The organism is Marinicella litoralis, from assembly GCF_002591915.1.
GTDB lineage: Bacteria > Pseudomonadota > Gammaproteobacteria > Xanthomonadales > Marinicellaceae > Marinicella > Marinicella litoralis.
Genome location: NZ_NIHB01000001.1, coordinates 1134125 through 1157426, shown reverse-complemented (window position 1 = coordinate 1157426; position 23302 = coordinate 1134125). Strand labels below are relative to the sequence as shown.

General features: G+C 43.9%; 17 protein-coding genes. 11 read left to right on the top strand and 6 right to left on the bottom strand.

The window, feature by feature from the left end:
• Positions 1 to 119 precede the first annotated feature (119 nt).
• Positions 120 to 467 (bottom strand): hypothetical protein, encoded by a 348-nt coding sequence (locus CCS90_RS05095; protein ID WP_099018403.1) that lies wholly within the window; start codon positions 465 to 467, stop codon positions 120 to 122.
• A gap of 187 nt (positions 468 to 654) precedes the next feature.
• Between CCS90_RS05095 and CCS90_RS05090 the strand changes: the two genes are divergently transcribed.
• From CCS90_RS05090 to CCS90_RS05045, 10 genes are all read left to right on the top strand, one after another.
• On the top strand, positions 655 to 2160 hold the full coding sequence (locus CCS90_RS05090; RefSeq protein ID WP_099018402.1) for an AAA family ATPase: 1506 nt from the start codon (positions 655 to 657) through the stop codon (positions 2158 to 2160).
• 3 nt (positions 2161 to 2163) lie between these two features.
• Complete coding sequence (locus tag CCS90_RS05085) at positions 2164 to 2994, top strand: general secretion pathway protein GspB (protein ID WP_099018401.1); 831 nt, start codon at positions 2164 to 2166, stop codon at positions 2992 to 2994.
• On the top strand, positions 2991 to 3623 hold the full coding sequence (locus tag CCS90_RS05080; RefSeq protein ID WP_099018400.1) for a rhomboid family intramembrane serine protease: 633 nt from the start codon (positions 2991 to 2993) through the stop codon (positions 3621 to 3623). The genes CCS90_RS05085 and CCS90_RS05080 overlap by 4 nt, the downstream gene beginning before the upstream one ends.
• Before the next feature lie 33 nt (positions 3624 to 3656).
• Positions 3657 to 3983 carry a DUF1820 family protein gene (locus CCS90_RS05075; protein ID WP_099018399.1) on the top strand — a complete coding sequence of 109 codons (327 nt, stop codon included), beginning with the start codon at positions 3657 to 3659 and terminating at the stop codon, positions 3981 to 3983.
• Positions 3980 to 5311, top strand: a complete 1332-nt coding sequence (locus tag CCS90_RS05070; protein ID WP_099018398.1) for a sigma-54-dependent transcriptional regulator — start codon at positions 3980 to 3982, stop codon at positions 5309 to 5311. The genes CCS90_RS05075 and CCS90_RS05070 overlap by 4 nt, the downstream gene beginning before the upstream one ends.
• Positions 5308 to 6684, top strand: a complete 1377-nt coding sequence (trkA, locus tag CCS90_RS05065) for a Trk system potassium transporter TrkA (RefSeq protein WP_099018397.1) — start codon at positions 5308 to 5310, stop codon at positions 6682 to 6684. Before CCS90_RS05070 ends, trkA begins: the two co-directional genes overlap by 4 nt.
• Positions 6685 to 6688: 4 nt before the next feature.
• Positions 6689 to 8140, top strand: a complete 1452-nt coding sequence (locus CCS90_RS05060; RefSeq protein WP_099018396.1) for a TrkH family potassium uptake protein — start codon at positions 6689 to 6691, stop codon at positions 8138 to 8140.
• A gap of 87 nt (positions 8141 to 8227) precedes the next feature.
• Entirely contained in the window at positions 8228 to 10600 is a 2373-nt protein-coding gene (locus CCS90_RS05055; RefSeq protein ID WP_099018395.1) for a serine/threonine protein kinase, read from the top strand.
• Positions 10597 to 11148 carry an ECF-type sigma factor gene (locus tag CCS90_RS05050; protein ID WP_099018394.1) on the top strand — a complete coding sequence of 184 codons (552 nt, stop codon included), beginning with the start codon at positions 10597 to 10599 and terminating at the stop codon, positions 11146 to 11148. Before CCS90_RS05055 ends, CCS90_RS05050 begins: the two co-directional genes overlap by 4 nt.
• Before the next feature lie 136 nt (positions 11149 to 11284).
• Complete coding sequence (locus CCS90_RS05045) at positions 11285 to 13030, top strand: proprotein convertase P-domain-containing protein (RefSeq protein WP_099018393.1); 1746 nt, start codon at positions 11285 to 11287, stop codon at positions 13028 to 13030.
• 53 nt (positions 13031 to 13083) lie between these two features.
• On the opposite strand, the gene CCS90_RS05040 is transcribed toward CCS90_RS05045, so the two are convergent.
• Together CCS90_RS05040 and smc are read right to left on the bottom strand one after the other, a co-directional pair.
• On the bottom strand, positions 13084 to 13731 hold the full coding sequence (locus CCS90_RS05040) for a ComF family protein (RefSeq protein WP_133566486.1): 648 nt from the start codon (positions 13729 to 13731) through the stop codon (positions 13084 to 13086).
• Between the two features lie 18 nt (positions 13732 to 13749).
• On the bottom strand, positions 13750 to 17262 hold the full coding sequence (gene smc, locus CCS90_RS05035) for a chromosome segregation protein SMC (RefSeq protein WP_099018391.1): 3513 nt from the start codon (positions 17260 to 17262) through the stop codon (positions 13750 to 13752).
• 89 nt (positions 17263 to 17351) lie between these two features.
• On the opposite strand from smc, the gene queF reads away from it, so the two are divergent.
• Positions 17352 to 17705: a preQ(1) synthase gene (gene queF, locus CCS90_RS05030; RefSeq protein ID WP_099018390.1), complete on the top strand. Its 354-nt coding sequence runs from the start codon at positions 17352 to 17354 to the stop codon at positions 17703 to 17705.
• A 147-nt stretch (positions 17706 to 17852) separates the two neighbouring features.
• Here queF and CCS90_RS05025 read toward each other — a convergent pair whose 3' ends face one another.
• The 3 genes from CCS90_RS05025 to CCS90_RS05015 all read right to left on the bottom strand — a co-directional run bounded on the left by CCS90_RS05025 (position 17853) and on the right by CCS90_RS05015 (position 23209).
• Entirely contained in the window at positions 17853 to 20612 is a 2760-nt protein-coding gene (locus tag CCS90_RS05025) for a serine/threonine-protein kinase (RefSeq protein WP_099018389.1), read from the bottom strand.
• On the bottom strand, positions 20605 to 21159 hold the full coding sequence (locus CCS90_RS05020) for an ECF-type sigma factor (RefSeq protein ID WP_099018388.1): 555 nt from the start codon (positions 21157 to 21159) through the stop codon (positions 20605 to 20607). The genes CCS90_RS05025 and CCS90_RS05020 overlap by 8 nt, the downstream gene beginning before the upstream one ends.
• Positions 21160 to 21259: 100 nt before the next feature.
• Complete coding sequence (locus CCS90_RS05015; protein WP_099018387.1) at positions 21260 to 23209, bottom strand: hypothetical protein; 1950 nt, start codon at positions 23207 to 23209, stop codon at positions 21260 to 21262.
• Between the last annotated feature and the right edge of the window lie 93 nt (positions 23210 to 23302).

Below are 23302 nucleotides of genomic sequence, written 5' to 3'. Positions count from 1 at the left end.
TGGTATTAGACAAACGACTACATAGCAATGTGAAGCTTGGGCAAGGCACAACGGCCAAGCCCAAGCTCTTAAGACCCAAAATTAAACCAATTAAATCGGTCTTGGGTGTCGTCTTTTGATCAGCGAATTGTTAAATCACCACTGGTGATCTTGGTCGGCACAACGCCATCGGGTAAATCTTGTGACAAAGTTTGAGCAAATCTTCCCCCCATGCCGAAAGGTTCTGCAGTCAATGAAACATTTTTTCCATTCTTTTTGGCTTCTTGTAACAAGGCTTGTCCGATTTCATTGCAGATTTTTACCCATTGCTCAGGCATATTTTCAATTTTTTGTTTGGGCTCACAAGTCAGGATTGTCTGTCCATTGGCTTCATCATGGTTTATCTTCACATCCACATAATCGTTCTTTTCTGAGGCATGAATTGCCATCGAAAAGACCAAACCAAACAATACACTCAAATTTTTCATACAACATTCCTTACAAATCAATTTAATAAGCCGAACATTTTTACATGATTACTGCGTGTTTACAATTCAATTGCCTGGACACCTTCAAGCCAATCAGATTTTATTCGATGTCGACACATCAATTTTGCTTCACCAGCGAAAGGCGATTACAATTGAACCTTTGTTGCCTCCACATGCCAGATAGCCCATGTATTTAGAGTTTTTTGATTTACAACAAGCACCGTTCTCGATCACCCCTGATCCGGAGTTTGTGTATTTAAGTGAAAAACACCAAGAATCTTTGGCCCATTTGATTTATGGTGTGACGCGTGGTGGCGGCGCTGGCTTTGTTCAATTAACCGGTGAGGTGGGCACTGGAAAAACCACCATCAGCCGATTATTTTTACAAAAGTTGCCAACCGACACCCACGCCGCATTGATCCTCAATCCCAACATCACGCCCACAGAATTGTTGGAAAATATATTCAAAGAGTTCAAAATCTCTACCCGTGGAATTAAGGGCAAACTCAATGCCATGGTTGAAAAACTGAATGAAAAGCTGTTGCTGTGGTGGGCCGATGGTAAAAACACTTTAATCCTTATTGATGAAGCACAAAATATTCCCAGAGACACTTTAGAACAACTGCGCTTGTTGACTAATTTAGAAACTGACCAACAAAAATTATTGCAAATAATCTTGATTGGCCAACCTGAGTTAAAACAATTGATGCAACGCAAAGATTTACGTCAATTGGCGCAAAGAATCACTTCCCGTTTCCACTTACAACCTTTGTCAAATGCCGAAACCATTCAATACATCAAACACAGAGTGGCCGTTTCGGGTGGGCCAAAAGAATTGTTTTCAAACGCCGCCATTAAAAAAATATTTAAGCAAACACAAGGCATTCCTCGATTGATCAATGTGCTTTGCGACCGCGCTTTGTTGGTGGCCTTTGCCAAAGAATCGCCTTCGGTGGGTTCAACCCATGTTCGACAAGCCATCCAAGAAGTGTATCCTGATCAAAAACAAGGCCCAGAACCAAAACTGCTGTTGACCCTGGTGGTATTGGCCATCCTCTTTGTCAGTTATTGGCTGTGGCCAACAACCAAGCCACAGCCTCAACAAGAAGTAACACACCCGCAACAGCTGCAACAAGCAGAGGTTAAAATTGACCTGCCCATTCAATCCATCAGTTGGCAAAAATACCTGTCCTTATGGCAAGCGGACCAAAGCTTGATTTGGAATGAAAACCGTTGCCCTGATGTCTCAACCATTGGCATGGGCTGTTTGCGAAAACAAGGCAACCTCACTCAAATCCAACAACAAAACACCCCGGTCTTGCTTGAGCTCAATCAAGGTCAGTTGGCGTTGCTGATTCGCATTGATTCCAATACCGCGACCCTGGTCACAACCACAGGAGAACAAGCCTTTGACCACAGCTTAATCAACCAACGCTGGTTTGGTCATTATTTTGTTTTGTGGCCAATGGCGAGTGAACTGATTGATGATACAATAAGCTCGACAGTCAATGGGTGGGCATTGAACGTGGCTAAAGTCATTGACAACAACCCCAATTTACCAGCCACTGAATTGAATGATTGGATCATCGACTTCCAATCCAGTAACGGCTTATTGGCAGATGGAATCATCGGCAAAGAAACCCAGATGGCACTGTCACTGAAAGCTTATAAAGGACCTAATTTAACAGAGTAAACCATGTCTTCAATCATCGATGCGTTAAAAAAGTCAGACCAAAACAGAAACAACGAAAATAACTCTGATGTGAATCACATCAATTTCAGCGAAGCAACCAGCCAGAAAAGTCGGCGTGGTTTTTGGCTATTGGTAGCGGTTTTATTATTAATTGCTTTGGCAGTTTTCGCCTGGCAACAAGGCTGGCACTCAACCATAATCAACCGTTTCCAAGCAAGCCCCGAACCCAATGGACAGCCACTTGTGGCCAATGAGGTCCAAGCGAACAAGCAGGCCAAAAACACCTCTGACCAAAAGGCCAAAGTGAACCAATTGGTGCCACCAAAACAAAGCGAAATCAAAGCAAAAAGTAAGCAATTGACACAAGCAGCGACTCAACCTGTGACCGATTCCGAAAACAGCACAGCGGCCATCATACCAATCAAACAAAACACCGTTTTGACTGAACGTAAAACCAAGGAAAATGAAGTTGACACCTTATTGCCTGTCAACAAAGGCCCGACCATCAAGCCAATAACCACAGCAGATGAATCTGAGACCAAAGTTGCTATACACAGTGACAAAGAGGGCTCCAGAGATCAAAGCCTAGAACCCAGTTTAAAACAAGACTATTTGTTGATTCACCAAATTGAATATGCCATCCGCAAAGACATCCCAAACATCAAAATCAATATACATATATATGATCCAGAAGCTGAAAACAGGATGGTTCTGATCAATGGCGAAAGGTTCAACATTGGCGACACCATCGATGACGCTGTCACCATACAAGACATTGTTCCTGAGGGTATTGTGGTTGCATTTGCGGGCATTGAATTTTTAATTCCTAAGTGATTAATTTTTCCAACCAAAAACCCATTTATTTCCCCTACGTGTCGATGTTACTGACATTGGCCTTTTTGTTTTTTTTGATCATTACAGAATTCACGGCTTATCAACCTAAATTGATGGAACTGTATGCCATTCACACCAACACTTATTGGAGCCTGATACAACAGCAGCCACTGGAGTTGTTGCGCTTAATCACTGCCACTTTTTTGCATGGAAACTGGCTGCATTGGATCATCAACAATTCAATCTTTTTATTGCTGGCATTTTCCATCGAGAAGGTGATTGGTGGTCAGAAGTTTATTTTCCTCTTTTTGACCTGTGGTTTGGTTGGCAATTTAGCCGCCAGTTTATTTCTGCAAGGCCAAGATAATTTATTGATTGGTGCCAGCGGCGCCGTTTCGGGCCTGATAGGTGTGTGGCTGGTCATGTTTCCACGTAAGAAAATTGACTTCATCCTTCCCATAGGTCTGTATTTGCAGAAAACCTCCATGCCTTTGGCTGTGGTGATTATGTTGTGGTTGGTGGTACAGATTATTTTACAGTTTCAACCCCACCCTTCCTATGACATTGCGTGGATCAGTCACATCATGGGTTTTACAACTGGTTTTTTGTTGGCTTGGTTTGTAAAATAATCAATTACGATCAATACCCATTATCACGAGAAAATGAAAATCAAACCAAACCTGTACCGCATCAATTACATCAATCAAAATCAGGTCTATGAACTGTACGCCAAACAGATTGTCACCGATTCATTGTTGGGTTTCATGAGTATTTCTGGCATTTTATTTGATTTGTCAGAGGGCGTGGTGATAGACCCTATAGAGGAACAGTTAAAACATGAATTCAAAGATGTTGAGGTTTTACACATCCCTTTGGCACATGTTTTGAAAGTTGAAGAGGTTAAACACAAAAAATCATGTAAAATCAAACCACTGAAACCCAATGCTGTTGTTACACCATTGAGCAACCAACCAGGACCACAACAATGAGCCAATCGCATATATTGATCGTAGATGACGAACCAGACATCAGGAATTTAATTTCTGAAATTTTGGCGGATGAAGGATACCAAGTCTCAATTGCTGAAGGTGGCGAGGACGCCAAAATTCAATTGAATTCAATTTCACCTGATTTGGTGCTGTTGGATATTTGGATGCCTGACATTGATGGAATCAGTTTATTGAAAGAATGGAACCATGATCAAAACATGCCCTTTTCAGTGGTCATGATGTCTGGCCATGGAACCATTGAAACAGCCATAGAAGCGACTAAAATGGGGGCCAAAGACTTTGTAGAAAAACCCATTTCATTGGCCAAACTGTTACAAACCATTGAAACCACTTTGGCGCAAAATCAAAAACAACAAGACAATCAAAATACCGATGCCAAATGGCAAATTTTTGAACCCATTGGCGGCTCAATGGCAGCCAATGAATTGCGCGCCAATATCAAAAAACTGAGCAAAACCAAAACCAACACCTTGTTTGTTGGAGACAGTGGCACCGGCAAGCTGACCCTCGCCTTACTGTTGCACAACCAAAGACAACTGGAAAACCAATCAGCGGTTATCATTGACAGCCTCAGTTTAACCGATGCCAACATCGAGCAAACTTTAGAACAAAAAACACAGAAAATCATCAATGATTTCAAATCGGGCTCGCTGATACTGACCAACATCGACTGCCTGACGGAAGTACAACAAGCAAAATTGCTCATTCATTTAAAGAAATGGCAAAAACCACACCAAAGTAATCCAATACAAGTCCTGTCAACCTCTCAGCAAGACATCAAAGCTTTGTTGGCCGGCGGTGATTTCAATCGAGAGTTGTATGATTTCATTACTGAATTCACTGTGCAAGTTTGCACCCTTGCCGAACGGGCGGAAGACGTCCCAGAATTATTAAATTTTTACGTTAACTTTTTACCCGACCAAGAACAAACCCCTTACCGGAAAATGTCATTCGCTGCTCAGAATCACCTGAGAAATTATGATTGGCCAGGTAATTTAAGAGAATTGAAAAATTTGGTGAGACAGCTGCAACTGCATGAAGGTGAGGCAGAAATTCAATTACAAGAAGTGATTGATATCCTAGAGCAAACAAGCTTAGACAGAACCAACACATCACAGAACACCCGATATGACTTGGAACTCAGAGAAGCTCGGGAAGAATTTGAACGTGATTATTTTTTATATCATTTAAAATCTGTCGAAGGCAAGGTGGGTGATTTGGCCAAAATATCAGGCATGGAAAGAACCAATTTGTACCGCAAACTCAGGTCCTTAGACATCAACCCCAAGAACATGGATAAATCATGAAAATCATCATCCTAGGTGCCGGTCAAGTGGGTTCTTCGATAGCCGAACATTTATCGCATGAAAACAACGACGTTACTGTGGTAGACACGGACCTGGAACGATTGGCAGACATGCAAAACAAATTGGACATCAGAACCGTACACGGACATGCTTCACATCCGTCGGTGTTGATACGCGCCGGTGCCAATGATGCCGATATGGTGGTTGCATTAACCAATTCGGACGAAGTCAATATGGTGGCTTGCCAAGTTTGTTACAGTATTTTCAATACACCAACAAAAATCGCCAGGATTCGTGAAGCAGAATATGCATCTCACCCAGAAATGTTTGAGCATGAGCATGTACCCATTGACTTTCACATTTCACCAGAACAATTGGTTACCAGACACATCAAAGGCTTGATTGAGTATGCCGGTGCATTACAGGTAATGGATTTTGCCGGTGGTTTGGCTCAATTGGTCACCATCAAAGTGAAAAAGAATGGTCCATTGATTGATCAACAACTGAGGGAATTCAGCAGCTTATTGCCGGAAAATGTGGATGCGCGGGTGGCAGCCATATTCCGCAAGAATAAATCAGTGTTCCCAGACGGCGATACCGTGCTCAAAGCCAATGATGTGGTGTTTTTTCTGGCGGCCAGAAAACACATCAGTAAAATCATGGAATCATGGCAAAAAACGGAGAAAAGCAGTTACAAAATCATCTTGGCAGGGGGCGGAAACATCGGTTTTAACTTAGCCAAAGCTTTAGAACGAGAACATTCTGTTAAAATCATTGAATACAACAAAGCCAGATCAAGGTTCATCGCAGAAGAGTTGACCAAAGCCTTGGTCATCCGTGGAGACTGTACTTCAGAAGAATTGTTGAATGAAGAAAACATCAGTCACACCGACATATTCTGTGCGCTGACCAATGACGACCAAGCGAATTTATTATCGGCACTGATGGCGAAAAAAATGGGCGCAAAAAAAGTGCTGACCCTGATCAACAAACAAAACTATGCACAGTTGATTGAAAAAGACACCATTGACATCGCCATTTCTCCACAACACATCACCATGGGTGGTATTTTGGCTCATGTCCGCGGCGACTACACGGCCCGGGTTCACTCATTGCGTTCTGGTGCTGCTGAAGCCATTGAAGTAGAAGTCACCGGCGACAGCTCTTCATCTAAAGTGGTGGGTAAAATGATACAAGACATCAACCTGCCACCGGGCTGTAACATCGGCGGCATCATCCGCGCCAATCAAGTCATCATGGCACACCGCAATGTAGTGATTGAAAACAAAGACCATTTAATCATGTTTGTCACCGATAAACGCAACATCAACGATTTGAAACGTCTGTTCGAAGTAGACGCTTCCTTCTTGTAAAGCTATGAATCCACGCCTGATCGCAAAAATAATCGGCCTGCTGCTTCTGGTAGCCAGCTCCATGATGTTGCCTCCGGCCTTGGTTGGTTACATTTATCAAGACGGTGATGTCTGGCCATTTATCGAAGGCTTTGGTACCTTGGCACTGATTGGCGCCGTGCCCTTTTTCATGTACCGAAACATCCATGCAGAACTCAAGATTCGCAGTGGTTTTCTGGTCGTGGGCGCCTCTTGGTTGATTGTAGGTTTGGCCGGTGCTTTACCCTTGTATTTGTCTGACTACATGAATTTGTCGGTCACCGACGCCATTTTTGAATCGATATCTGGATTGACCACCACCGGTGCAACCATCCTGACCAACATCGATGAATTACCCCATTCCATCAAATACTATCGCCAACAGCTGCAGTGGTTTGGTGGCATGGGTATCATCGTCTTGGCAGTGGCCGTGTTGCCCATGTTGCGCATTGGGGGCATGCAAATATTTAGGGCTGAAACACCCGGTCCGATGAAAGATCAAAAACTGACCCCACGAATCACTGAAACTGCCAAAGCATTGTGGTACATTTACTTAGGCATCACTGTCATGTGTACTTTGAGTTATTACATGGCTGGTATGAATATGTTTGATGCGATTTGCCATGCATTTTCTACCATTTCAATCGGTGGGTTCTCTACTTATAACGCGTCAATGGGTCACTTCAATAATTCGTTGATTGAGATGATTGCAGTGATTTTCATGATCATTGCTGGGATTAATTTTGCTTCACATTTTTTGGCATGGAAATCGGCCTCTATTCGCACTTATTTATTAGACACTGAGGTTAAAGTATTTATCGGCTTTTTGGCCTTGGCCTCATTAGCCACCTCATTCCAACTCTACCTCACCGACACTTCTGGTTCACTCTATGAGTCCCTTCGTCAGGGCACTTTCCAAGCCGTTTCGATAGGTTCTACTGCTGGATTCACCACCGAGTCATTTCATTTATGGCCGGGGGCTTTGCCTTTGTTATTGATTCTATTCAGTACCATTGGTGGCTGTGCAGGCTCTACCGGAGGTGGCTTCAAGGTCATTCGCATGATTCTATTGTTTAAAATGAGCATGCGCGAATTGTATCGATTGATTCATCCACACGGCAAATACCTGGTAAAAATCAATGGCAAGACAGTTAATTACCGGGTGCTGGATTCTGTGTCCGCGTTCTTTGTACAATTTTTGTTTCTGCTCTGTGTATTTGGCATCATCCTGGCTGGCTTGGGCGAAAATTTAACCACGGCTTTTTCCGCCTCACTGGCCTGCCTGACTAACCTTGGCCCTGCCCTTGGTGATGCTGGCTCGAATTATGCCAGCCTGTCTGATGGCAGTAAATCAATCTTGACCATAGCCATGATATTTGGTCGGCTTGAATTGTTCACCTTATTTATTCTGCTGATACCTGCCTATTGGGAGTTTTGATTTGATGCTCTAAATAGGGCATGGATGAATGAACGGGTGATGGGGCAGGTTTGTGTTAAACTGAATGGAAGTACAGCTTAAAAACCCATGACACCTGAACGGTTCAAACAAATAAAAACCATCCTGGCAAACACCTTAGATCAACCGCTGCCAGATCAACCAGCCTACTTACAAATGGCTTGCGGTGAAGACCAAGATCTGCTTTCAGAAGTTAAGTCTTTATTGGCGACTGAAATGAATGAAAATTTTCTGCACATATTACCAATAGCAACAACAACTGAAGACGAAGTCATTCCAAAGCAAATTGGTCGCATCAAAATTCAACGGCTATTGGCATCCGGTGGCATGGGGCATGTTTACGTTGGTTTGGATGAGCTGCTGAAGCGCAAAGTGGCAGTCAAAGTCATGAACAGCGACCTACATCTATCGACTGAACAACGCGCCATCTTATTGAATGAAGCACAAGTCTTGTCCAGTTTGCAGCACCCCAATATTTGTCAAATTCATGATTTTTTTACTGAACAAAATAATGACATATTGGTGTTGGAGTACCTTGACGGCTGTACCTTAAGTAAAGCCATCACAGACCAATCTATTGCGCAGCCACTGTTGGTGGCACAAAGTATTTTAATGGCTTTAACCACGGCGCATGAACGAGGCATAGCCCACCGTGACTTGAAACCTGACAACATCATGATCACCGAACAAGGTGAAGTTAAAATTTTAGACTTTGGTTTGGCCAAAATTCAACCCATTTCTCATTCAGCAACCGATGTTCCATTGCATGAAGAAATGGATGTTCAAGCCTCGGTTGAACAGACTCAAATAGCAGGCACTCCGGGTTACATGTCACCGGAACAAGCCCAAGGGGTGCGCGCCACTACGGCCACAGATATATGGAGTTTTGGCTTAATCTTGATTGAATTACTGAGTGGCACAAAGCCTTATCCACAACATGCCACCACCAAGGACTTGCTTAAACGTGCGAGTGAAGCCTCCGTTCAAATTCCCGAAACATTCTCTAAAGATAAAAAACAACTGATCACACAGTTATTGGATCCCGTTCCTGCCAACCGACCTTCTGCCAGGATGACATTGGAAGTCATTAACCGGATGATAGATAAACCCAAACGCAGACTAAAAACATTGGCAGTTACCCTGGTTGCGTTGTTGGTGGTGCTCAGTGGTTGGAAATACACGGCGGATTTGAGTCATGAACGCAACATGGCCATTCAAGCCACCAATCGGGCCGTTGAAGCGAGGAATCAAGCTGAGTCACTGGTAGATTACATGCTCAATGATTTATACACCGGATTGCGTGCAGTGGGTCGCACCGAACTGTTGCAATCAACAGCCAACAAAGCCTTACAATATTATGACAATTTAAGTGATGAACAAATCAAACTGAAGAAGGGCATGCCAGCCATTGCCTTGATTCAAATAGCAGAAGTTTTTGGTGACAAAGGGGATCAAGCCCAAGCCTTGTCTACCCTCAGCACGGCCATCACAAAATTACAAAGGTTGTACCAAAGCCAACCTGATGATGAATTAATCATGTACCGAATGGCCGATTCATACATCAAAGCGGCGAATATTTTGAAAATCGCCGGCGAATTAGAACTGACCAAACAATATGCATATAAAGCCACCCAAATTGGCCAACAATTAACCGCAGACTTAACCCCAGGTAAGGGGCCAACAACAACACCTGATGGCACGGATCGATGGCGTATATTATTGCGTTCCATCTATTTAAATGCCGATGGTCACATGCGGTTGGGAGAAAGAACCCAAGCCATAAAATTGTTGGAACAAGGCTTGGTAGATGCCATGCCAGCTGCGCGTAATAATGCCAAACTAAAAGTCAACTTGGCTGACATCCAATTTAAATTGTGTAATACCTTTTATGATGCCAATTTAACGGAAAAACTATTGGCACCCTGTTTAGCCACTTTTGCCATGGACCGTGAAATGTATGAGTCCAATCCGAAAGATTTTCAGGTGCTGCAATATTTTGTTGGTGACCACGGTGTGATTGCCAATGTCTACCGAAAATTAAACCGACTGGATGAAAGTTTGGCTTATGCCAAAGCAGGGATTGCATTGGGCGAACAGTTGATCCAGCTTGACCCGGAAAATGAAGGTGCCTTGAATGAATATGTCACTGTCATATTGGCCTTGGGAAGGGCACAAAAACAATTGGGGTTAATTCAAGAAAGTCAACAAACGTTTACCAAAGCATTGAATGTGATAGGCCCCATTGCTGCAGATCAAGAAGAAATTTCTTACATGAACAGCCATTTCACAGCGTTGGTGATGTTGGGCAAAACAGCACAGGCCAAAGCCGTGGCCAAAAAGCTGAGTGCCCTGAGTTTCATGCGTCGAGATTACCAAGACTTGTGTGTAGAATATAACATCAAAGAATGTCGCATTGACTCACTTAAGGAGCAGCCTTTATGACAGACAAACAACAATTGACCCTGATGCTCAAAAAATGGCAAGCAGGCGACCAAAATGCTTTGGATCAATTGATTCCACAAGTCTATCAAGAGTTGCGGCGACTGGCTAAAATCCAACTCAATCAAGGGAAAAACAGTATCCAGTGCACTGAACTGATATCAGAGGCCTATCTTAAGTTGGTTGACATCACTGCCATGGACTGGCAAGACAGGACTCACTTCTACTCGATGGCAGCCCGCACCATGCGGCGCGTGTTGGTAGACCGTTATCGCAAAAGAAACACCAACAAACGCGGCAATGATTTAACCTTACATACTTTGGTTGAAGAAGACACCCAGCAGTCCAATGCGGTTGAGCTGGATGCTTTGGAGGATGCACTGTTAAAACTGGAGCAGTTTGATCCCGAATTGGCTGAAATAGTGACCCTTAAGTTCTACGGTGGACTCAGTCACCAAGAAATTGCGAGTGTCGTTGACTCATCAGAACGCACCATCCGCCGGGATTGGTCAGTGGCCCGCTTGTGGCTTAATCGCGAACTCAGCTCCTGAAATTAATACTGTCGCAAATTGAATCATCTTTAATAAATTTTTTGGCCGCTTTGATGCCAAAAGCCCGCCTACCTAGTTAAGGGGGGTGCAAAGTCAGAACACAAGCACCTCATTATTTACTTAATAGGAGGTCAATATGTTTCGATCCAAAGCATTTCTCATCACTGTACTGTTGTTGATAAGTCACTTATCAATGGCCAAACCAATCTTCAGTCCATTTCAAATTTTCCAAACCAACTTAACTGTTCAAGCAAAGACTGTTTCTTCACCCCAAAAGACCCACCAAGCGCGTGGTGCTTTTCCTTACAGTATTCCAGACGACGACCCTGCTGGGATAGACATCCCCATCGACATGACCGGGGCTTTTCAAGGAGATATCACAGATTTACAAATTGTGCTGGACATTGAACACAGCTATGCCCAGGACCTCAACGTCACTTTAACTTCACCTGATGGGCTGGCGCAGTTGGTCTTGTTTTCTCGCATTGATTCAAGTGCTGACTTGAACGGTGAATACATCTTTCATGACCAAGCCAACAACGACATTTGGACATCGAGCCAGTCAGGCGTGATACCGGCAGGGGAATACCGCACCAGCACCGCTGGCATCATCATTCCCAGCGTTTTTGGTTATGCCAATGGGCATGGTGGCTGCACCACCCGCATGAACGGCGCATTTGGCGGATTAACCCCAGCGCAAAGCAACGGTGTTTGGACGCTTCATATCGCTGATTTGGCTCCTGCCGATGTCGGTCAAGTCAATAATGTTTACTTTACTGGGACTGTGAATGGTGATTATTTATTCAGTACGGGTTTTGAAGACGTCACCAGTGTACCTTATCAGTCGCTATCGTTGGCTGCTTCCAATGTTATGGGCCAATGTCAAAAAGCTCAATATGACTTTACTGGCACGGGTTTTAGTGATTATGTGACCTCTTGGGATAATTTTCCTGATTTAAATGTTCAAATAATCACCAACGATGGTACCAACTCACCTTCAGAGGACAATACAATCTTTACGGGGTTGCCTTTTTCCTCCACGGAAATGACCAGTGGCGGTGATTTCGATGGCGATGGCATCAAGGACATGGTATTTAAAACACCCTATAATGATGAAACTTTTCAATTCCTGATTAGGCGGTCGTCTCGCCCTGATGACTTGCCTGTTTCTTTCCTGAATAATATCCCACCGGCTGGTTACACCCTTGATTTGCAACTTGGTGATTATGATGGTGATGGCCTGGATGATATTGCTCTTTTTGTCAGCAGAGATGTCAGTACAGGATCTACATTACAATGGATAAACTCATCTACATATACATTAGGGTTCTTTGAAACTCCGGATGGCACCACTGGTGACTTTAAACCAGGTGGTGGGTTTGATCACAATGGTGACGGTGTGGCTGATTTCGCCCTATTTATTGATGATGGTGGCACAGCAGGTAATCAAAATGTTCAAGTTTATAACGGCACAGATGGCAGTCTGTTATTTGACAGTGCCAGTGCTGAATTTATTCCAGAAGCGGGCATGGTTCCCGGCACTTTCCTGCCCAACAATTTAGCCGGCATCGCCATAGCTTTTGGAACTGATTTCGATGAAATCAGCTGGTTTGTCAATGACGACACTCAAAACTACAATTCACTCACTCCCGTCGGAGGCAGTTTATTTGGAATCCATTCAACCGACATTCCTGTCACCGGTGATTATGATGGAGATGGCATCGATGACTTTGCTGTGTGGCGACCGAATACTGATGGTTTCGGCAGCCGCTTTATCATCAGACCCAGCGGCAGTCCTGATCCGGATAACAACCTGATTGAGGTCTCGCCAAATAATGCGTTTAGTTTAGATAGGCCATTGGCAAACATTCGTTTTAGATAAAATCAATTGATCACAGGAAAACCCGCCCATTTATTGGGGCGGGTTTTTTTCGTTTAAGCGCCTGATCGAGCAAACACAGCGACAATCACCTCATCAACACCCGCTTGATTCAGGCACTTGGCAACCGAACGCAGGGTTTGACCGGTGGTCATCACATCGTCCAACACAATCACTGTATCGGACTCAATGGGTTGATTCACGGCAAAAGCCGCTCGGACGTTGTTGGCACGTTGTTTTTCGTGTAATTCGGCCTGCATGGCAGTGTTTTTGGTTCTGATCAGGGCATCGCTGAGTAGTGGCCGGTTTTGCCGTTTGGCGATGATTTTGGCGATTTCATGTGCCTGGTTGTAGCCCCTATGGCGCAACCGCTTGGGGTGTAAAGGCACCGGTATAATGGGTATGTTGTTATCAATGGCTTGCAACGGTTTCAGCAACGCTTCAGCCATGATGCGGGCCCGATCCATGCGATTGCCAAATTTCAATTGTTGCACCCAGGTACTGACTGGAGGTTCATAGATGGCCGCACAAATGGTTTGAGAAAACGCAGGCGGGTCACTGCGGCATTCACCACAGATACCACCGGGTTGATTCAATGGCTTGGCACAAATTTGACAGGGATTTGTTGGTGCTTGGATTAACGACTGACAACCATGACACAAAATACCCTCGGATAAAACCAAACAAACCGCACATCGTTTCACAGCTGTTTTGGGCTTGAATCAGTCACCGATCAACTGAGCCGCTTCTGCCAGATCAACAGTCACCAAACGAGAAACACCGGCTTCACGCATGGTTACACCCATCAATTGATTGGCAATTTCCATGGTTACCTTGTTGTGCGAAACAAACAAAAACTGTACCTTCTCAGACATTTCTGCGACCATGGCAGAAAAACGACTGACATTGGCATCATCCAAGGGAGCGTCCACTTCGTCCAACATACAAAAAGGGGCTGGATTCAAATTAAATATAGCAAACACCAATGAAACTGCGGTCAATGCCTTTTCTCCACCTGAAAGCAATTGAATGCTAGATACTCGCTTACCTGGCGGGCTGGCCATGATGGCCACACCGGTGGTTAATAAATCATTACCAGTCAACTCAAGGTAGGCATGTCCGCCACCAAAAAGTCGTGGAAATAATTGTTTGATGTTGCTGTTAACCGCTTCAAAAGTTTCTTTGAATAATGTCCGGGTGTCTTTGTCGATGCGGGCAATGGCATCTTCCAGCGTTTCCAAAGCTTTAACCAAATCTTCATTTTGATCATCCAAGTATTGTTTACGCTTAGACTCTTCATCGAATTCTTCGATGGCAGCTAAATTGACTGGCTCCAGCCTGACTATATTCCTTTGCAAACGCTCTATTTGTGCTTCTTTTTGCTCAACCAACTGATCCAATGACTGTTCTTCAGTCAGGTTCATGTCTTGGATGATGCTTTCGGCATCTTGGTCTTGATCCTTTAACTGATCGACAAACGCATTGGCTTTTAACTGATGTGATTGCCACTCCAGTTTGGCCGCTTCCAATGCACTTCGGGCATCATCAATGCGTTTTTGATGGTCGTGACGTTCTCGCTCTAAAGCATCTAACTTCAATTGCGAGGCCGATACTTGTTGTCGCATTTGATCACGCTGTTTCTCGGTTTCTAAACGCTGACTGACCAATTTATCCAGTGTTTGTTTTTGCCCTTCTATGGGGTTCAAATCCTGACTCAATTGTTTTAACAAGTCATCCTTTCTGGCCACCAAAACCGTTAAATTGTCTTCTGTTCGTCGAATGCTCTGGGTCAATGAATCAATTTTATTTTGGGTGGCGGAAAGGCCCATTTTCAATTGGTAGTAGCGGTTTGAAATGTCATTCAATTGCGCTTTGGTTTGTTGGTACTGGCTTTGGTTTTGTTGTTGAAGTGCCAACAGTTGTTGTTTGGTTGTTTCACCTTCAGCCAACTCATTCATCGCTTGCTCTAAAAGGGCTCGAGCGGCCTTGACTTGATTTTCATCCGCTGCCAACTGTTGAGCAATTTGTGCAGATTCAGCGGTTTTTTCTTGGTTCTGTTGTAGCTCACGTTCTATCAACTGGCTTTTGTTCATCACCAAGCTCTGTAGCTCAGATAATTTTCGGTGTGACATATTGACATCAAGCTGTAATTGTTCCACTTGTTGGTCTTTGGTGGCTTTGTCTGCTTTCACTTGTTCTGCTTGGGCTGCCAGTTCCGCTAACTTGGTTTCATTCTCTGCTATGCTGTCATTCAAGGCTTCCAGTTCTTTTTTACGTAACAAAAAGTTTTCTTGTTGCTGGCCTCGGTTGACATGAACCCAGTTGGCACCCAGCCATTCCCCTGAACGGGTTACGATGGATTCACCTTCAGCCAGTTGTTGGGTTAATTTTTGCGCATCTTGGGGGTCATCACAAATCCTGATTTGGTTGAACCATGCGGTCATGGCATCGGGGCCTTTGACACATTCAGCCAAAGTACCAGGTTTGGGGCTTATTTTTCCTTGATTGGCCAACAGGGTGGTCACTTCTCCGTATTGCCAGCCAGACATCACCGCCAACAGGTCATGGTGTGAGGTAACCAAGGCTTGTAACTTGTCTTGTAACACCGTTTCAACAGCGACTTCCCAACCTGCATCCACTTCGATCAATTCTGCCAATCGCTTATTTTGAATTTGACTGTTTTGTGCCAACCATTGTTTCAATTCTGTGTTGTCATGGGCTTGAGCGGCTTGTTGTAATGCCAACAAAGACCCTCTTCTGCCTTTGGCTTGGTGCAATTGTTCTTGTAGTTGATCAATCGCCTGCCTGATTTGTTGACGTTTTTCAATCAACAAATTGGCCTGGTCCTTGAGTTCAATCAAACTTGACTCAAAAGTCTCATGTTTAGTGGTTTGTGTTTCCTGTTGTTCTTGTAACACCACGAGCTCATCTTTGAGGCTTTTGACATGGGCATCATTGTCTTGGGGTTGTACTGATTTCAATCGATCTTGTTGTCTCATCATGTGAGACTCTAAGGATGCTATTTTTGTTTTTTCAACTTCAATGATTCTGTTTTTATCAGCCACTTTGTGGTTGTTCTCATCCCACTTTAAGCGCCAAGCCTCTTGTGCTGACTCACTTTCTTGATTCAGGATTTGTGACTCTTCAAGTTGTGCTGACAACATTTCAAGTTGTGGGCTGGACTCATTCAACAAGGCATTTTGCTGTTGCAGTTCTGCTTGATCTGATTGTAACTGTTGCTGCGCCACTTTGAGACTGGCTTCGGTACTGGCCAAATCATTTTTATGCCTTTCTGACAAGGATTTTGAGTGCGCAATCGATTGTTCAATCTTGCCGATTTCACCATTAACTTGATACAGCTGTTCTTGAACTTTATTGTTCTCATCGACCAAAGTTTGGTGGGCATAGCGATGCTCTTCAATCAGTTTTTCGCCATCAGTCCGTGAAGATTTGACTTTTTCCACCGCGGTTTTGAGTTGATTCACTTTGACCTGGCTGCTTTCGGCTTTTTGATGCCATTGTTGCCAACGCAATGCCAATACTTCATCTTTGAATTGTTTGAACTGATTTTTCAACCCAGTATACCTTTCGGCATTTTTCGCTTGGCGTTGTAAATGCTGAATGTGCTTACCCACTTCCGTCCGTAAATCATCCAATCTTTCCAAATTTTCTTTGGTGCGAATGATGCGTCGCTCAGTTTCCCTGCGCCGTTCTCGGTATTTTGATACCCCTGCAGCTTCTTCTATATAACCACGCAAATCTTCAGGCTTTGATTCGACGATGTTTGAAATCATGCCTTGTTCAATGATCGAGTAACTTCTGGGCCCTAAGCCGGTGCCTAAAAACAAATCAACAATGTCTTTTTTGCGACATTTACTGCCGTTTAAATAATAGAATGATTGTGAATCTCGATTGACTTGTCGCTTGACTGAAATTTCGTTGTAGCTGGCATATTCACCTTGAATTTGTCCATCAGAATTATCAAAGATCAATTCTACAGTGGCCAAACTGACTGGTTTTCTCGACGCAGATCCCGAAAAAATAACATCTGTCATTGAAGCGCCGCGCAACATTTTGGCAGAAGTTTCCCCCATCACCCAACGAACGGCATCTATGATATTGGATTTTCCACAACCATTTGGACCAACCACCCCAATCAGGTTACTTGGCATTAAAACTTCAGTTGGATCAACAAATGATTTGAATCCTGCTAATTTTATCTTTGATAGTTTCATCTATTGTGCATTTTGCTTGAAAATTCTTCCCTTTTTGGGTATTGTTCCGCCCTTGATTGTCATTGGCCTATTATATAACTGAGAATAACATGTCTACACACCCTACAAAAGACCTCGAAACATTTGTTAATCCTAATCAGGAAAGGGATTATACCATCATTATCGACATTCCTGAATTCACTTGTTTGTGCCCTAAAACAGGCCAACCTGATTTCGCTACCATCAAAATCGAATACCAACCCGATGAAAAATGTGTTGAGTTAAAAGCATTGAAATTATACATGTGGACCTTCCGTGAGCGTGGCGCATTTCATGAAGCAGTCACCAATGAGATTTTAGATGATTTGATTGCAGCGACTGATCCGAAGTGGATGAAAATCACCATGAAATTCAATGTCCGTGGTGGCATTTATACTGACGTGGTCATTGAACACAAAAAATAAAAAATCCCTTCAGCTCGTTGTTTCAATACTTGCGAGCTCAAATAAACATTAAAAGGCTCCTGGTGGAGCCTTTTATCGTTCGGTAGATGGGCTCACATATGGCCCGTTAAATCTCCCGCTGCTGCAGTTTTCACATTGACATTAGTTTTATTTTTCTGGCGCAATCTTTGATTGCTTGACCAACTGTTTTGCCACAGCAATTTCTGCTGGATAGCGATGACGCACATGGGGTAAATCCAATACCTTTAACGCTTTGGCAGCTTGTACAGCCGCTTGTTGTTGATGACCCAGCGCTGCATTCAACTGTGCCCACCTGATGTCAGCCAAGGCGGTGCGTTTTCCATCCACCCCATAGACATCAACTATTTTTTGATGGGCGTTGGGTAAAATCAATTCTGCTTCAGTCAACTTGCCCTGTGCCAACAACAAGGCAACATACTTAACTTGAAACCAAGCGTATCGATGGTGATCAACGCCATTCTCTTCAGCCAGTGTTGTCAATCCCTTGTCGAAATACAGTTCTGCCAAGTCCAATTGGTTTAATGTTAAAAAAGTTCTGGCCATACTGACGTAGGTCAAAGCATCGTAATACAAATACCTGGGCGTCAGGGTTGGCCACATGGCTTCGGCCAGTTTCAAATTATCCAGTGCTTTTTGGTATTCACCCAAAATATCATAAGCAATTCCCAAGTTCAAATAAGAGGCGGCTTCTTGGTGATCTGTAATACCTGCCAGTTGTAGGCTCGCGATGATTTCTAAATTAACGGCAATGCTTTCTTTGATTTTACCCAGCGTCAGCAGTGAAACCGCCAAGTTGCTCAAACTGTCAATGGTTTCTGGATGAGTCGCACCAAACTTGTCTTTGAAATAAGCCACCAACTGACGATCAATTACTTCTGCTTTTGTACTTTCTCCTCTTTCAAAATAGACATCAGATTCAATGCCCAAAACTTCTGGGTACAACATTGCATTGTCAGTAACTTTTATGGCAAAAGATTTGGCAACCGTGATGTCTGACAATGCCTGATCATAGGCAAAATAAGCCTTGGCCAACTTGGCTTTAAGCATGTATAGGGTGGCCATCAAAAGATCCTTGTTGTTCAGCATTGATATGGTTGCTTCATTGTCCACCAGATCTTCCACAATCTTTTCGGCCGCTTTTTCTTGGTCAAAACGAATTAAACTGTCAGCCATACCCATGGCAGCATTGACTGATTGTTGGTTGACTGCTTGCTCCAATGGGACCAAATCCATGGCCAGTTTAAAATGTTTGGTGGATTGTTCGAAATCATTGAGCGTCACCATGATTTGACCGGCATTGATGTGTGCCTCTGCCAGTTGTTGTTGATTGTCAGGAAATTTTTCCAACAATTTAATTTGTTCTGTATTCAACAATCCTGCTGATTCAACTTCTCCCAATCGGTGTTGAATTTGACTCAATAATTCCAAAGAATCGGCTTTTAAGTGAATGTCGCTGTCATCTTCAAGGATTTTATTGGCCGCCATACCTGTCAATTCATTGACACTGATTGGCGTTTTTTGGTTTTTTACTGGATCAGCAGCCGCAAAAATACTGAGTAAAAATTGATTGGCCCATTGGGCTTTTGCGGTTTCATCGCGAGCCAATTTGGCTTGTTGCATGGCCACCACAGCGAAGCCTACAATACCCAACAAGGCCATGCCAGAAATGAATACTGGCCACTTGTGATTGGCCACCGCTTTGCGCCAGCGATACAAGCTTTGTTGACTGTAGGTTGCAACCGGATCACCGGCAACAAATGACTGTAAGTCACGCCTTAACTCTGTGGTGTTTCTATACCGTTGTGCCGTTTCAATCTTTAATCCTTTGTCAATAATGGCACCCAATTCCCGAGACAGGGCCCGGTCTAATTTACCTGGTTTTTCACCAATGATATGATTGATTTGCTGATTTTGGTTGTTTTTGAAACGTTGGTAAGCCGCTGCTATGGGCGCTGTGGTTTGTTCAATGTAATCAATTTCAGTGGTGGTTGTCGCTTGTGACCTGGGCGCACAACCGGTACACAACTCAAACAGGACTGCAGATAATCCAAATACATCACTGGCAGTACTTAAGGGTTTGCCCTGTGCTTGTTCAGGTGAAGCATAACTTGGGGTGAATTGCGGTAAAAAATCAGTCGAATCCTGTGCTTCTAACGGACGGGCAATCCCAAAATCCACCAACTTGACTTGGCCTGCATCATTGACCAGTATATTTGCGGGCTTGATGTCACCATGGATGATCAAACTTTGATGTGCGAACTCAACGGCTTCAATGGCTTGAATCACCAAGGAAATTCGATCATTTAAATTGAGGGCATTGAGATTGGCGTATTCACATATGGGGGCACCATGCACCAATTCCATAACAAAATAAGCAATGTTTTCATCGCTGTTTCCCCCATCAATCAATCTGGCAATGTGCGGGTGTTCTAATTGAGCCAAAGTCCTCATTTCTTCCAAAAAACGCTGTTGGCTTAAGGTTGAAAATTGTCCAGATTTGATGATTTTGAGTGCCACCTGCTTTTCAAATTGTCCATCGGCCCGTTCAGCCAAAAAGACCTGACCCATACCACCACTGGCCAACACATCTATTACCTTCCAAGCGCCAAAAGTCCGACCCACAATGTGTGCTGGAATGGCATGTGGATGAAGGGCATCATGGCCCAATAAATCTTCTATCAGTGGATCTATGGTTTTATCCAAAATGCTGTTTGTGTGACTGTTAGCCAACATTTGTTGCAACATGTGTTTGGCTTCAGGAGTCAAATCAACTGAAGCCATTTTTTCATGACAGACTGATTCCGTCAGTTCGAACAATTCATCGTACCAACGCAATACCATCGCCCAATCTTCCGGGCTTAACTTATTCACCTCGATTTTATTCATTCATCCAAGTCTGCAAAATACTTTTGGCTTTGTGCCATTCTCGGTCCAGGGTCCTTTTAGAAACGCCTAATATTTCGGCCGTTTCGGCCACCGTTAAACCAACAAAATACCGCAAGTTAACCACTTCCACCAAATCAGCATCGACTGCTTTCAAATGTTCCAATGCCTCGTTCAATGTCACCACCTGTTGGCAGTCACTGTTGTCTGCCATGGACTGTTCTGAATAAGTCAATTGCTGTTCCATGTCACCTCGTTTTTCTGCCAGTCTGCGCCGAGCTGCATCAACCAAAATATGCCGCATGGCCAAAGCAGCAGTGGCATAAAAATGCCGTCGGTTACTCCATTCCTTTTGTGCAGAATTAGGATTTAATTTCAGGAATGCTTCATGCACCAATGCCGTGGTGTTAAGGTCGTTCAAACCATTCTGAGCATGCAGCTTGGCATGGGCAATGATCCTTAATTCTTGATACAACAAGGCTTGCAGCTTTTGATCTTGTAAAGCGGCCTGTAATGATGCGTTGTTAAGAATTCCTGTGACAGAACCCATCACCAATCTCAGCAGTTGAATACCATTTATATTAACACAACTGCTGAGTACGCTTTAAACTTCCATCACAGTTCTTGACTGAAGGCTGGTTTAAAATTCATCATTCAAAACCATCAAAATATATCAAATCATCAGGTTGAAATACCGCCCTGATGGTGTGACTTGACTCTACGCTGGTTAAACACTCGCCGTCCTGATTGACCAAAGGGCAGTTCAACCAACCCGCAAAATCATTCCCGGCAGTCGGACTGGCAAATAAAGTCACAATGGTGCCATTGAAATACACTTCCGAACAATCAACGCCACAGGAAATACCAGAAGGGTTGCTGATCACCACGCCTTCGCCCCTGCCTTCTTTCTGCACTGTCAATAGAAATTCATCTTCTCCGATGTTGTCATAAACTTCATCAAACCCTGCGTCATATAGACCGCCACTTTGACCAGGCATGCCTTGAGGATTGGTGTTCTCATTCACCGGTGCAGCTTGGTTTTCAATGTCAATTTCAGATGACCACACAAAATTATCTTGTAAACACATGTCGACACCTGGTGATGCAGCCAGTTGACGGGCATCACCAGCGGCTGGGTTGATCAGTTGCGCTGCACCCAAGTGATAAAATCCTGAAGGCCAGTCAAAATCATTGTCAATCAAGTTACAGCCACCTGCAAAACTGGCACCCGCACTCCGGTTATCGATGCCTGAAGAACCTGTGATTAAACTGTTTTGAATATTGATAGCGCCAGCCAAAACCACTGCTACACGGGAATTTGATCCATCAAAAGTCCAGCTGTTGTCTGCCATGGTCAAATGACTCACTTCAAACAAGTCATTGGTGGTGAACCGAAGCATCGCGTAGGCTTCATTTCTGATCATGCCCACTCGGTTTAACCTGACTCTTGAGTTGGTATATGAGGTAATTAAACCTGCCGCCAAATTGGTTCCCAAATAGTCACTTTGCTCAATGACTGTTCGTTGTAGTTGTATCATCGAGTCATCCACTGCCACCACCGAGTTCAAGTAACGCGAATTTTGAATTTCTGAACAGCGGAACAATAAATTACAATCTGTGGTTTGATCCATGATCAACTGTGGGGTGCCATTACCACCACCATTGGCATAGATGGCTGAACCATCTTCGGCTTCACTGCCATTGATGTGGGTATTCTGTAATAACACAAAACTGCTGGTTCCATTGATGTAGATGGCACCGCCATTTTCGGCTTTGTTGCCATCAAAAATCACCCTGTTAGCGCGACCATCGGCAAACACTTCACCACCATTGTCTACGTACAAACCTGCACCCTCAACCGCATCCAATCCGGCCAGCGTGCCGCGCCCTTCTATCCTGACACCGTCTTTAATTTCTAAATAACAGCCTGTTCGAATGTGCAGATTACCACCTCTGAGTCCTTGGTTGCGATGGACTCGACCGCGCAACAACACTGTTGAGTTTTGACCTGTACAATAAATACCGCCTCCCAAAATGTTACTGGTGTTGCCGTTGAATTCGATCAAGGAATTGGCCAATACATCCAAGAATGCCCCTCCGGAAACCACAATGCCAGATTGATTGCTGCTGACCAAGACATTGTCTAAAGTCACCACTGCACCACCACTGAGTACCATGGCCCTTGTTGCACTGGTTAAAGACATTTGAATATTTCTGAATGTCACCTCTGAACTGCTCTCGTTATTGGTGTTGACCTCAAATATTGCATTGGCAGTATCACCAACAAAGGTTCTGCCGGAGACTGCACCAAAACAGTCGGTGTATCCGCCAACCAAGGTCAGTACCCCTGCTCCGGTTGATGACCAATCAGTTAAGGTGTAACTGCCATTGCCATTACCGGTATAAGCAACGGTGTTGGTCAGTCGAATTTCATCCTGAGGATCCCCATTCAATGCAGCCACAAACAAGGCTTGATCTAAAGTGCCATAGACATTGCTGCCAGTACATGTTGCTGAATTGCCAACCCAGTAGAGACCAGACCATGCGGCGGAACTGAGCATCAACATCAAGACGATGAAATTAAATTGCAGTGTTTTCATGAGTATACCTTTCGCTGTTAATTACCCAGGCATACGCATCCCACTACAAAAGTGCGCCATTTAATTATGAATTATTTTAGAAAGCCATAAAAA